Below are 13,825 nucleotides of genomic sequence, written 5' to 3'. Positions count from 1 at the left end.
TCAGCGTGTTTTTAAAATGTTGCGTTGAGGCCGAAGATGAAGCTGCGGCTTTTCGGGTAAGCCGAATAGTCGAGACCGGGCGTAAGGCCGTTGTTGCGCACGCTTACCTCGGGGTCGTAGCCGGTGTAGCTGCTGATGATCGCCAGGTTGTTGCCGGTGAAGTAGAAGCGCAGTTTCTTGATGCCTTTCGAATTCAGCGGCACCGAGTAGCCGAGGGTCACGTTGTTGAGACGGAGGAAGGATCCGTCCTCGATGGCCCAGGAGTGCGGGTAGAAGGCGCCCGTGCCTTTGAGCGGCTGCCAGATGGTGGCATTGGCGTTGAGGCGCGACAGCTCCTCCGGCGAAATACCGATCACCACCTGCTGCGCCGTACCGTTAATAGTACGCGTCTCCACCCACTGCGCCGTCTGGCCGTTGGGGAGCACCACGCGCCAGCGGTCGGCCATCATGGCGAGCATGTTGGCGTTGTTGGCATAGCCGTTCGTGAACTCGATCTTATTGGCGTTGTACACGTCGTTGCCAACCGAGAAGTTGACGAAGATGCTGGCATCCCAGTTCTTGTAGGTAAACTGCTGGTTGAGGCCGCCGGTGAACTTAGGGTTCGGGTTGCCGATGATCTTGCGGTCGTTGTCGAGATCGATCTTGCCGTCGCCATTGAGGTCTTTGAACTTGATGGAGCCGGGCTGCGAAATGCCGGTTACACCGCCGCTGTTGACCACACCGGGCTTCAGCGAATAGATATGCGTCGCGGGATCCCAGTTGAAGTCGTCGGTCGTGTAGAAGCCGTCGGTCACGAGGCCGTACATCGAGCCAACGGGATCGCCGATGCGTACGATGTAGTCCGTCGGCTGGCCCGACACACCCCAGCTGGCAGCGGGGAAGAACTGCGTCTGGCCCGGGGCGAGCGCGGTTACCTTGTTCTTGTTGAAGGAGATGTTGAAGTTGGCATTCCAGCTGAACGCGCGGTTGCGAACGAGCTGCGCGCCGAGCTGGAATTCCCAGCCCTGGTTGAGCGTAGCGCCGATGTTCTGCTGCTGGCCGGCGGCGTAGCCCCAGCTCTGGTCGATCTGGCGCAGCAGCAGCAGCTTGTCGGAAGTATTGTAGTAATAATCGACGCTCAGGTTGAAGCGGTTGCGGCCGAATGCAAAGTCGAGACCCACGTTGCGGTTGACGGTCGACTCCCACTGCAGCTCCTCGTTGGGGAGGTAAACCGGGTAGGTGGCGTAAGCGGGCGCCCCGTTGATACCGTAGTAATACGTACCGTTGTTGCTGTAGATCGACAGGTACTGGTAGTTGTTGATGCGGTTGTTGCCGATCTTACCGTAGCCGAGGCGCATCTTGAGGTCGTTGACGAAGCGGAGCTCTTTCATGAACTTCTCCTTGCTGATACGCCAGGCGAAGGAGCCCGAGGGGAAGTAGCCGAAGCGCTTGCCTTCCATGAACTTCGAGGAGCCGTCGGCGCGGAGGTTGGCGTTGAAGAGGAACTTGTCCCTGTACGCATAGCCCACGTGGCCGAAGAACGACAGCAGCGTCTCGCGCTCCTTCGACAGGCGCGGGTAGCCGGCGAAGGTCTGGGCCGCATCGGTGTTGAAGAAGGCGTCGTTGTGATCGATCCCGTTGGTATAGTTGCGGAACAGGTCATGCTGCGCCTCGATGCGCTTGTCGACTGTTTCTTCGCCGACCATGAAATCGAGGTCGTGGTTTTTCCGGAATCCTTTCAGGTTATAGATCAGTACGTTCGAGTTGGTGACGGTCGTGGTCTGCGTGGTGTCGAGACCGGCGATCGGCTTGCGGCCACCCTGGATGATCGAGAGGTTGCTCAGCGAGTCGCTGAACTGGCGGTCGATCGACTGGCTGCGGTCGTAGCCGAACACGGAGCGGAAGGTCAGTTTCTTCGTGATGTTGATGCTGAGTGTGGCCGTACCGTTTTTGTTCTCCGTCGTCTTGCGGCGGTATTCGGCGTTGGCGAGGAGGAGCGGGTTGGTGAGCGTGAGGTTGTTTCCTACGTTCGGGTCCGCCAGCGGGTCCTGCTCGTCGAGACTCATTGTGTCGGAAAGGAAAGGACGGTACTTCACCGCGTTGCGGAGGCGGTTGTACGCAGAGCCCGACTCCGACGAAACGCCGGCGCCGCGCACATCCTGGCGCGAATAGCGGCCGCTGAGACCGAGGCGGATGGCGCTGTTGAACTTATACTCGCCTTTCAGGTTGAGGAGGTGACGCTCGTAATCGGAGTTGAGCACCACGGCGTTGTCCTTGTTGTAGGTATACCCGAAGTTATAGGTGATCTTCCTGTTGCCGCCCGAGATGGTCGGGTTGAAGGTGACCATGCTGCCGCGGTTGCCGAACACCTGGTCCTGCCAATCCACAGGGCGCACGTTGCGGTACTGCTCGATCTTGTCCCAGCTGCCGAAGCTGGTCACGAAGTTGCTGCTGTCGGTGGCGGAGCCGCGCGAGCGCTCCGACTGGTACACGACGTAATCGTAGGGGCTCATCACATCGAGCTCCTTGGCGAGTTTCTTCACGCCGACAAAGAAGTTGAGGCCTACCTGCGTGCGTCCGGGGCGGCCGCTCTTGGTGGTGATGATGATCACACCGTTGGCGCCGCGCGAGCCGTAGATGGCGGTGGCAGCGGCATCCTTCAGCACGTCGATCGACTGGATATCCTGCGGGGAGATGGTGGAAAGGGCATTGTCGACGGGAACGCCGTCGATGATGTAGAGGGGCGAGTTGTCGCCGGTGATCGACATACCGCCGCGTACGCGGATGCGCACCTGGGCGTCGGGCGAGCCTTCGGCCGTGGTGGCCGTAACGCCGGCGAGGCGGCCATTGAGGGCTTCCGCGGCGGAGTTGAGCGGAATGTCCTTCAGGTCGCGGGCGCTGACCGAGGCAACGGAGGCCGAGAGGTCGCGGCGCTGCACGGTACGGTAGCCCACCACCACCACGTCGTTAAGCGTGGTGCTGTTGGTGGTCAGAGTCACATCGAGAGCAGTGCGGCTGCCCACGCTGATCTCCTGGCGGTTGTAGCTCACGGAGGTAAACACCAGCACGGCGCCCTTGTCGGGGATCTCGATGCTGAAGCGTCCCTCGCTGTTGGTTTGCACCGTGCGCTTCGTTCCTTTCAGCGAAACGGTGACGCCGGCCAGCGACTCGTGGGAACTGTCGGCCTGTACACGGCCACTGATTGTGCGCGTCTGGCTCCAGGCAATTACGGCAAACAGGCAGCAGAATACGGAGAGAAAGAATTTTGCTTTCATAAGCAAGCTTGAAGTGTCATTTACGTGAGCGGGACCTGGCAATCGTTACCAGCAGTGGTCATAGCGGTCCCAAACTACTTCCTGTAGCAAGTCTAATTACATAATCCGGGTGGGCAAGCAGCGCAAAACTATTTTTTTACGCAATCGTTATCGGTAACGTTTGCAGCGGCCCCGGCTTTGGAGAAACGCGCTGCGGGCGCGCCGAATGCCTATTTTGCAGGGCCTACAAAAGGGCCGACGCATGAAAATCCTCCACGCCGTACATCCACGAGACTTCCGACAATATAGCACGGAAGAAATACGGGAGCAGTTTCTTTTAGACGGGCTGACCGTCCCGGGCGACCAACGCTCCGTGTACACCCATTACGACCGCATGATCATCGGCGCTGCCCTCCCTACCAGCGAGCCCCTCCGCCTCGAAGCGCATCCCGAGCTCCGTGCGGAATATTTCCTCGAGCGCCGCGAGATCGGCATCCTCAACATCGCTTCCGGCGCCGGCGTGGTGGAGGCCGACGGCACAACATACCGCCTCGAAAAGCTTGACTGCCTGTATCTGGGCAAAGGCGTACGCGACGTACGTTTCCTGGCCGAAGACGCCGCCAACGGCCCGCGCTTCGTGTGGTTCTCGGCACCCGCGCACCAGGCCTACCCTACCCGCCTCATGCGCCTTTCCGAAGCGCTGCCCGCCGAGTTCGGGTCGCCCGAAACGAGTAACGAGCGCACGATCAACAAGTACATCCACGCCGACGGCATCCAGAGCTGCCAGCTCGTGCTCGGCGTCACCAACTTCAAAAAAGGATCGATCTGGAATACGATGCCGCCGCACACGCACGGCCGCCGCATGGAAGCCTACTTCTACTTCGATCTCCCCGAAGAGCAGCGCATCGTGCACCTGATGGGCGAGCCGCAGGAAACGCGGCACCTCTTTGTGCGCAACGAGGAAGGGATCGTATCGCCGCCCTGGAGCATCCACAGCGGCGTAGGCACGGCCTCCTACTCCTTCATCTGGGCCATGGCCGGCGAGAACAAGGCCTTCACCGATATGGACGCCGCCAACCTGTCGACCCTCCGCTGACCGCCTTCACTCCACAAATGAAAAGGGAACCGCAAATGCGGTCCCTTGACTTTTCAACACACACAAAAAAAAATTAAGGATCTCGGATCTAGAATGTGGATACGATATATCAGACATCCTACATCAGCGATCAGCCATCAAAACGTTGGGCAACGCAGGTAGCGGTTGTCTTCCGGCCGGTTGAAGGTGAGGCCGAGCGACAGCTCGAAGCTGTTGGTCTTGCCGATGGTCTTGCCGATATCGGAAGCGCTGATGTCGTAGGAGGCGCCGATGCGGAGGTTGCCCGACTGCAGGCCCAAGAAGGGAACGATGGCATCCTGGAAGCGGTAACTCGCGCCGCCCAGCAGCGAGAAATTGTCGGCCACCATGTGGCGGATGTTGAGCCCGAGTACTTTTTCCTCGGCCGTTCCCTGGCGCATATACAGCACGGAAGGCGTAACGGTGGTGAACTCCGAAGCGTTGATCCCCAGCGAAACGTGGCCCGTGAGGCGCATCGGCATTTTCGTCTTTTCCGCGCGGCTCACGAAGTATTCTTCGGGCGACGTGAGGTGGTGCACCGCGAAGCCGATATACGGATTGATCTTCTTGTTCTCATCCAGGTCCATGTACAGCACACCCGCGCTGGCGTCGAACACCGAGGAGCTGTTGGCCATGAGGCGGTCGGCGCTTGGGATGGTGGAGTTGTAGCCCGTTAGATAGTTCCACTGGTCCTCGGTCTGGAACTTCGATGCATCGAAGCGACGGCTGATCATCCCGGCCTGCAGGCCGAAGGAGAGCACCTTGTAGCCTTCGGCGTCGAGGGTGACGCCGTTGTAGGCGAAGCTCGCGTACACCTGCTGGTAGGTATAGCCCGTGCCGGTGCTTTGCTGGAACGCGTTGACACCGACGGCCACGTTGCGGTTGGTATTTGCTTCGGCAGCGAATCCAACCGTTTTAAAGCCGCCTTCCATCCCCGACCACTGGCTGCGAAACACACCCGACACGCGGTACGCGCCGTCGAAGGTGCCGGTGAAGGCCGGGTTCACCCAGGAGGGAAACACGAAGAACTGGGAGAAGTGCGGGTCTGTCTGTGCCTCCGCCTTTTGCAGCAGCGACGCTGCGAGCAGGCTTGCTAGAAATAATTTTTTCATACTCGTACCGGTTTATCGGATCAGGTTAAAGAGTCCTTTTTTGCTGACGGTGCGACCGTCGCTGAGCTTCACCTCCACGGCATAGGCATACACGCCCGTGGGCTGCAGCGTGCCGCCGAAGCTGCCATCCCAGCCAACGGAAGGATCTTTTCCTTCGTAGGCAAAGAGCAGCTGGCCCCACTGGTTGTACACATTAAGCTTCACGCTGGCGATGTTGTTGGCCAGCACGCGGAGCTTGTCGTTATGCCCGTCGCCGTTGGGCGTGATCGTGTTCGGAACAAAGACGCCCACATCCGGAAGCGGCACCGTTGCCGACAGCAGGTTGCTGTTTTGCTGGCAGGACACCGCGCCGTTGACACGCACGATGATGGCGATGGTCTGCAGCGGCTGCAGGCCGCCGATCAGGTGGCTGAAGTTGCCCGGTCCGCTGGGCGCTCCGAAGCTGGCACCGCCGTCGGTCGATACCTCGTAGCTAAGGCCTCCGGGGATCGAATCCCACTGGAACAGCAGTGAGCTCGGCGTGGCCGTAACACGGATATGCGGCGGCGGAAGCAGCGGCAGCAGGTTGACGGCCTGCGGTGCCGATACGGCGCGGCAGCCCGCGGCGCTGGTTACGGTAAGCACTACGTTGTACTGTCCGCCATTGGCGTAGGTATGCACGGGTGCCGGCTGCGTGGAGGCCGGGCTGCCGTCGCCGAAGTTCCAGGAGTAGGTGTCGGCGGGCGGCGTGCTGGGCAGCGCGCTAAACGACACGGGGCCGCTGACGCACTGGCTGGCCTGCGCGATGCTGAAGCCTGCTGTCGGCAGGGGCTGCACCGTCACGTCGAGCGAGAACGGTACGCCGGAGCACGTGCCGGTGGACGGTGTAATGATATACCGAACCACGATCGGCGCGCTCGTTGTATTCTCGAGGGCTTCCGTAATAATACGGCTGCTCTGGTTGCTAACGGCTGCATTCGAGATACCCGGCACCGCAGCACGGCTCCAGAGAATGCCGGCCGAGGCCACGTTGCTGCTGATGCTGTAGTTCAGTGATACCTCGCTGCACACCGACTTCGTAGGCGCGCTCGTGATCACGGGCACCGGGTTGACGGTGACGGTCAGCGTGAAGGGCGTGCCCGCGCACCCGTTGGCGGATGGCGTGATGCTGTACAGCACATTCACGGGCGCATTCGTGGTATTGCTCAAAGTTTCGGAGATGGGGTTGCTTGTGCTGCCGCTGACGGCGGGGTTGGAGATGCCGCTTACCGCGGGACGGCTCCAGCTGTAGCTGCTGCCGGCAACGCCGCTTGTAATCGTGTAGGTAAGGGGATCGTTGCTGCACAGCGCGCTGCTGGTGGCGCTCGACACCGTTGCGTTGGGGTAGACCGTCACCGTGTAGGTAAAGGCCGTACCGGTGCAACCGGCAAAGGAGGGTATGATGCTGTACGTGACAGCGATCGGCGAGGTCGTGGTATTCACGAGTGCTTCGGTGATCGCTCCCGATGCCTGAGCGCTGACTGCAGCGTTGGAGATGCCGGCCACGGCCGGGCGGCTCCAGCTGAAGGTGGCTCCGGCAACAGGGCTGCTGATGGCATAGGCCTGTGCGGCGCCGCTGCAGGTGGTTCCCGTCGCAGCGCTGTTGATCGTGGCTGTCGGGTTCACGCGAACGGTGTAGGTGAAGACCGCGCCGGGGCAGCCGTTGGCGGCCGTGTTGATCGTGTAGGGCACGTCGATCGGCGCCGAGGTCGTGTTCACGAGCGCTTCGGTGATCGTGCTGCCCGTTTGCCCGCTCACTGCAGCATTGGAGATACCCGGCACCGCGGCACGGCTCCAGTTGAAGGTCGTACCGGTAACGGTGCTTGTGATCGTGTAGGCTTGCGGGGCGCCGCTGCAAAGGCTGGCACTGGCAGCGCTGGTAACGGTCGGCGCCGGTGTTACCGTCACCGTGTAGGTGAAGGGCGCCGCATTACAGCCGCCGAAGCCGGCCACGATGGAGTACACCGCGCTGAGCGTATTGGTCGTGGTATTCGTGAGTGTTTCGGAGATGGGGTTGCTCGTTTGCCCGCTGACGGCGGCATTCGAGATACCGGTGACCGCCGGGCGGCTCCAGGTGTAGGTCGCGCCCGCCACGTTGCCCGTTACGAGGTAGCTGAGGGGCTGGCCGCTGCACACGTTGCCGGCAGCCAGGCTGCTGATCGCGGGTGTCGGGTTGACCGTAACCGTGTAGGTGAATGCCGGACCGGCGCAGCCGTTGGCGCTTGCCGTGATCGTATAAACCACGTCGATCGGTGCGCTGGTCGTGTTCACTAATGTTTCATTGATCGAAGCCGTTGTCTGGCCGCTCACGGCCGGGTTGCTGATACCCGCAACCGCAGGACGGCTCCAGCTGAAGCTGCTGCCGCTGACGTTGCCCGTGATGGCATAGGCAAGCGGGCTGCCGCCGCAGACCGAGCCCGTAGCGGCGCTCGTAACGACCGGGGTCGGGTTGACCGTCACCTGGTAGGTAAAGACCGTACCGGCGCAGCTGTTGGCAGTGGGTGTGATCGTGTAGGCAACGACAATCGGCGCGGCGGTCGTATTGACCAGCGTTTCGGAGATCGGGTTGGCGCTGCTGTTGTTCACAGCTGCATTCGAAATACCGCTGATGGCCGGGCGGCTCCAGCTGAAGGAGCTGCCGGCAACAGCGCCGGTGATGTTATAGGTAAGGAGGTTGTTGCTGCACAGCGTGCCGCTCGCGGCGCTCGTAACCGTAGCCGTGGGATTCACGGTAACGGTATAGGTGAAGGCCGGGCCGGCACAACCGGCAAAGGATGGCGTGATGGTATACACAACGTCGATGGGCGCAGCCGTCGTATTCACGAGGGCTTCGGTGATCGTCGCGGTCGTTTGCCCGTTCACCGCGGCGTTCGAAATACCGGCAACCGCGGGGCGGCTCCAGCTAAAGGTTGCGGCCGGCACGTTGCTCGTAATGGAATAGTTCTGCGGGGCACCGCTGCAGAGCGGGGCGGCTGCGGCGCTTGTAACGGTAGCCGTCGGGTTGACGGTAACCGTGAGCGTAAAGGGCGTGCCCGTGCAGCCGTTGGCCGAAGGCGTGATGGTATAAGTAACGTTTACCGGCGCGTTCGTTGTATTCGTCAGCGTTTCGGAGATGGGATCGCTGCTTTGGCTGCTGGCGGCGGCATTGGAGATGCCGGCAACGGCCGCGCGGCTCCAGCTGAAGGCCGCACCGGTGACGCCGCTCGTGATATCATACGTGAACGGTGTTCCGCTGCACACACTTGCAGTGGCGGCGCTCGTCACCGTCGGCGTGGGGGTTACGGTCACCACGTAGTTGAATGGCTGCGAAGTGCAACCGCTGAACGAGGTAATGATCTGGTAGGTCACATCCACAACATTGGTCGTCGTGTTCACCAGTGTTTCGGCGATCGGGTTCACCGTGCTGTTGCTCACGGCGGCATTGGAGATACCGGCCACCGCGGGGCGGCTCCAGGTAAAGCTCGAGCCAGCGACCGTGGTCGTGATGTTGTACGTGAGCGGCTGTCCGCTGCACACGCCGCCGGCAGCGAGGCTCGTTACCACCGGCGTCGGGTTGACGGTAACGGTGTAGGTGAACGGCGTGCCGGCGCAACCGGCAAAGGAGGGCGTAATGCTGTAGGCGACATCAATGGGCGATGTAGTCGTATTGAACAGTGTTTCCGTAATGGGGTTGGCAGCCTGGCCCGAAACGGCGGCATTCGAAATACCCGGCACGGCCGCGCGGTCCCACGAGAAGCTGGCGCCCGTGACGTTGCTGGTGATGAGGTAGCTGAGCGGGTTGCTGCCGCAGATCGCGCCGGTAGCCGCGCTCGTCACGACGGGGCGCGGGTTGACAGTTACGGTCAGCGTAAAGGGCGCGCCGGCGCAGCCATTGGCTGTCGGCACGATCGTATACAGCACGCTCACCGGGGCATTGCTGGTATTGGTCAGCGTTTCGGAGATCGGGTTGCTGGCCTGGTTGCTCACGGCGGCATTCGAGATACCCGCAACAGCCGCACGGCTCCAACTGAAGGAAGCGCCTGCTACCCCACTGGTAATGTTATAGGTAAAGAGCGAGCCGCTGCAAAGCGATGCCGTTGCTGCGCTGGTCACAGTGGCCGTCGGGTTCACCGTCACTGTATAAGTGAAAGGCGTACCGGCGCAGCCGTTTGCCGTCGGCGTGATCGTGTAAACCACATCGACAGGAGCATTTGTCGTATTGACCAGGGCCTCGGTGATCGGGTTGGCGCTGCTTCCGCTTACGGCAGCATTGGAAATGCCGGCCACTACCGGGCGGCTCCAGCTGAACGTAGCACCGGTTACATTGCTCGTGATCGAATAGGCCTGCGCCGTATTGTTACAGATCGTTCCCGAAGCCGCACTTGTTACTGCAGCTGTAGGATTCACCGTTACTCTATAGGTGAAGGCCGCACCATCGCAGCCATTCGCCGAAGGCGTGATGGTATACACGACATTGATGGGTGCGTTGGTTGTGTTGACCAGTGTTTCGGCAATCGGGTTGCTGCTTTGGTTGCTCACGGCGGCATTGGAGATACCGGTCACCGCGGGACGGCTCCAGGTAAACGTCGTGCCGGCTACCGCGCTCGTGATGCTGTAGCTGAGCGGGCTGCGGCTGCACACGCTGCCTGTGGCGGCGCTGGTTACGGTGGGCACCGCTTTTACGGTAATCGTTTGCGAGAAGAGCGTGCTCACGCAGCCAAGCGAGGTCTTCACTTTGAGCGTGGCGGTCCAGGTGCCGACCGTGTTGTAACTATGGGTCTGCGGGTTGCCGTTCGTTGCAACCACTACGGGGCTTCCGTCGCCGAAGTCCCAGGTCCATTCTGCGATCGTGCCATAGGTTCCGCCTGCCGACGATCCGTCGGTGAACGTTACCGGCGTACCGGCGCATACCGGCGACGCGGGCGTCATTGTAAAGGCAGCGGTCAGGTTGCCCGCGAGGTCGATGGTTCGCGTGGTATCGGCCACGCAACCCGCGGCATTGATGGCCTGGAGCGTTACAGTATAGGCACCGAGCGCGCCGTAGGTGTAGGCCGGGCTTTGCAGGTGCGAGGTATCGCCCAGCGTGCTGCCGTCGCCGAAGTTCCAGTTCCAAGCTACAACCGCTGTCGAGTCGGACGTCGACACATCGCTGAAGGTCAGGGCTGCGCTGCCGCAGGTGCCCGCGCTGAAGTTGAAGTAGGGCACCGGGCCGTCTACTACGGTAATGCTGCTGTTGAAGATTTTCTCACCCGTGCATCCGCCCGAGGTAAGCGCGTTCGCCTTCACCTTGAAGGGATAGGTGCCTGCCTGCGAAATGCTGTAGGTTGTAGGAATACGGTATACGTAATACGGAACGCCGTCGATCGAATAGGTGCTGTCGGGCGTGGGCGCCGCCTGCACAACGTTCGCATTCGGCGTCATCGTGGGCTCGTTGTTGAAATCCCAGGTGAGCGATACGAGGTCGGCGGGCGCATAGGGCAGCGCCACGCGGAAATAGAAAGGATTGTCCTTGCAGGTCAGGCCCTTGGTCACACCATAGGGGTTGCCCAGGAGCACCTGCTGGGAGAGGTCTTTCAGCGAGCAGCCCGCGTTGTAGCCGTAGCTCTCGCCGTTGCCCATTCCGTAGGCGATGGCATTGAACGAGGAGTCGGAATACAAGGTATGGGATGCCGTGCCGGCCACGCGGATCTGGGCATAATAGTAGCCGGGAAGCTGCGGGTGCGGCTTGAAGATGGCCGAAAGGGGCTGAACCGTGCCTGCCGTCAGCGATGTCGCTGTCTGGCCGCTCAGCGTAGCCTGGTTGATACCCGGGTCGCCGGTCGTTCCGCCATCGAGACGGAAGGAGGCAACGCCACCCTGCGGGATGATCACGTTGATATAGTGGCCGCTTGTGGAGCCGGCCGTCTTGATACCAGCCGAATACACCGTGGTTTTATTGATCGCCTGCTCCACCGGGCTCAGAATGATCATTTCCGGATCACCGATACCATGCGAGCCGTGGGCATTTGCGCAATCCGCGGCGACCAGGAATTGCGTTACCGTGATCGGCTTGTCGCTTTCGATCAGTTGCGGCAGGTTACTGGCAAACTCGTAATACAGGTTATTGATCAGGCCCGTCTGCGGCGTCGTATGTGAGGGGTTGTTCACCCATACACGTGTTGTCGGATCACTGACGTTGACGCGGTACAGGTTGTACTCCATCGTTACCGTCGGCGACGTCAGGTAGCGCTTGCCCCAGGCAACGGAAGGAAACATCTGCTGCATCAGGTGGTCGGAACCCGAATTGACCGAGCTGCAATCACTCGTCCGCACCAGCACACGGCCATTGCCGCCGAATACGGCGATGGCTTTATCGCAGGTCGTATTCACAACCGAGCCCGAAAGATCGCGGCCAAACGCATTGGAAACGCTGACACCGCTGCCGTTGCCCTGTATAAAGCCCATGGCGGTGAACACCTGGCCCTTGTTCAGTACGATGGGGCCGTATTGCACACCCGCGTGGTATTTCACCATGGCGGCCGTGTGGTTATCCTGGAAAATAGATCCCGTCGAGCCGGTGCTGGAATCGACGATATCCTGGCTCGGGGTAAACCAGATCGGGGTATTGTCTTCCTTTGCTACAACGAAGAAATACGAGTTCGGGTTGCTGTTGTTGGAATAGCCTCCGTAGGCCTGTACGGTGTAGTTGGAGGCCCAGGTGTTGGTGGGAAACAGCATGGCTCCTGCCGCCGAATTGGTGGTGTAGGAATGCTCCCAAACCGCGATGGGAACGCCATTGGTCGAATACACATGAATACCGCGGCTGCTCGTGCCTGTGTAGTAAAGCCGGGTATCGGGCATTCCCGAAGGGTTCAATTGATCGGAAGGGTCGCCGGTCGGGAAGTTGGTCACTTCGGTCACCGTTCCCGGTGTAACGGTAACGGTTTGCGGAAAGCCCGAGGCGCCGCTGATCCCGGGGAGCTCAACGCGCACCGATGCGGCCGTGGTTCCATCCGGAACGGAGATATAGATCGAAAGCTTTGCTTCACCGGAGGCGCCCGCCTTGGAACTCATTTTTTCCTGGTAGCCAAAGCCCGCCCAGAAGTCAAAGCCCACGTTGGTAATGCCGTTGAGTACCGCACCGCCGGCACCGGTGAGCGCAACGCTCGCGGTTGCGCCGCCGCCACTGTGCGCGATGCTGCCGTTTGCAAAACCAACCGTCGTTGGCAGGAAGCGAACGTAGATGGTGGTCAGGGCCAGCGTGCTGCCCGTGTAGGGAAGGTTTACCGTGGAGGCAAAGGGCGCTGCGAGGCTGGTGGAGATCTTGTAGCCGGCCGGCGCGGTCAGCGTGATGTTGCCGGCAGCGGGGTTGAGGTAAACGCCCTGCACCGTGTAGGTCTGAACGGTTGAAGCGGTGTTGATGGTTTGCGTTCCGAAGGCCAGCGATGACGGGTTCGTGATCAGCGTCGGCGTCGCCGCCGGTGTCGTGAACGAGTATTCCGTTCCATAGTTGGTGCCGGCGCTGTTCGTGGCAAAGGCGCGGTAGTAATAGGTTTGGCCGGCGCTGAGCCCCGCCATGAAGGTGCTGAACGCGCCCGTGCCCGTGCCGTTGTGAACGATGCCGCTGTTACTGGCAACCGTTGGTCCGGCCGTTGTGCTCCACACGAGTCCGCGGTCGCTCACCGTAGCGCCGCCGTCGGACCATACATTGCCGCCCGAGTTGGCGGAGATGACCGTGATGCCGCTGGCAACCGTTGTGTTCACGTAAGGCTTGTTGATGCCGGCGGCCGTGATCAGCACGTTGTCGATACCGGCATCGTTGGTGCCCATGTTGGCAAACTTCATCCGGTTAACGGCGAGGCTGTTGATCGTAAGGGTCATGCCCGCGCAGGTGCTCGTGCCCGTGCTCACGGTGAGGGGTGCGCTCCAGGTAACTCCGTCGTCGGTAGATGTCCAGTACGTGATGGTGCGGTTGGTGCGTGCGTCGGCGAGGGTCACGATCCCGGCGCCCTGCGCGAGGAAGGGCGTGATGACGTAGGCCGCGGCATTGGCAGGAAGACGCACGGCCATATTGCCGCTGCCGTTGGGGCAGGGATCGGAGCTGGTGGTGGTATAGCCCTTGAAGAGGCCCCAGGTACCGGTGGAGGTCGTATACCAGGTGAGTGTTGCGGGCGCCGTGCCGGAGGAAGCGGGAAGAATGCCGCCGTCGAAGCCCTCGGTGCTGTACGTGTAGGCCGTTTGAGCCGAACCGAATACCGGCAGCACAAAAAACAGCAGCAGCCAGGCGGCTTTTGTCAGGAATGTTTGCTGTGCCGAACGCACAGGGACACGGGAGGGCGCGAAAATTCTTTCCATATAGCAGTTCTTTTCCGGTAGGTCTTCGTTTGGTA

At 61.0% G+C, this 13,825-nt stretch carries 4 protein-coding genes; 1 reads left to right on the top strand and 3 read right to left on the bottom strand.

Annotated elements, in window-relative coordinates:
• Positions 1 to 11 precede the first annotated feature (11 nt).
• Positions 12 to 3,254, bottom strand: a complete 3,243-nt coding sequence (locus tag ACYU7Z_RS14910; RefSeq protein ID WP_460571862.1) for a SusC/RagA family TonB-linked outer membrane protein — start codon at positions 3,252 to 3,254, stop codon at positions 12 to 14.
• 241 nt (positions 3,255 to 3,495) lie between these two features.
• On the opposite strand from ACYU7Z_RS14910, the gene kduI reads away from it, so the two are divergent.
• A complete protein-coding gene (gene kduI, locus ACYU7Z_RS14905; RefSeq protein ID WP_460571860.1) occupies positions 3,496 to 4,329 on the top strand; it encodes a 5-dehydro-4-deoxy-D-glucuronate isomerase in 834 nt (277 codons plus the stop codon).
• A 137-nt stretch (positions 4,330 to 4,466) separates the two neighbouring features.
• Here the strand turns inward: kduI and ACYU7Z_RS14900 are convergent, their stop codons facing one another.
• Both ACYU7Z_RS14900 and ACYU7Z_RS14895 read right to left on the bottom strand, forming a co-directional pair.
• Complete coding sequence (locus ACYU7Z_RS14900) at positions 4,467 to 5,459, bottom strand: PorP/SprF family type IX secretion system membrane protein (protein ID WP_460571858.1); 993 nt, start codon at positions 5,457 to 5,459, stop codon at positions 4,467 to 4,469.
• Positions 5,460 to 5,471: 12 nt separating this feature from the next.
• Entirely contained in the window at positions 5,472 to 13,790 is an 8,319-nt protein-coding gene (locus tag ACYU7Z_RS14895) for a PKD-like domain-containing protein (protein WP_460571856.1), read from the bottom strand.
• Between the last annotated feature and the right edge of the window lie 35 nt (positions 13,791 to 13,825).

Source organism: Flaviaestuariibacter terrae (genome assembly GCF_054777635.1).
The sequence above is the reverse complement of the archived record's forward strand: the minus strand, read 5'-3'. Positions and strand labels throughout refer to the sequence as shown.

Bases quoted from the DNA above. Each gene is read 5' to 3' on its own strand.
- ACYU7Z_RS14910 (WP_460571862.1), bottom strand. From the start codon at position 3,254: ATGAAAGCAAAATTCTTTCTCTCCGTATTCTGCTGCCTGTTTGCCGTA.
- kduI (WP_460571860.1), top strand. From the start codon at position 3,496: ATGAAAATCCTCCACGCCGTACATCCACGAGACTTCCGACAATATAGC.
- ACYU7Z_RS14900 (WP_460571858.1), bottom strand. From the start codon at position 5,459: ATGAAAAAATTATTTCTAGCAAGCCTGCTCGCAGCGTCGCTGCTGCAA.
- ACYU7Z_RS14895 (WP_460571856.1), bottom strand. From the start codon at position 13,790: ATGGAAAGAATTTTCGCGCCCTCCCGTGTCCCTGTGCGTTCGGCACAG.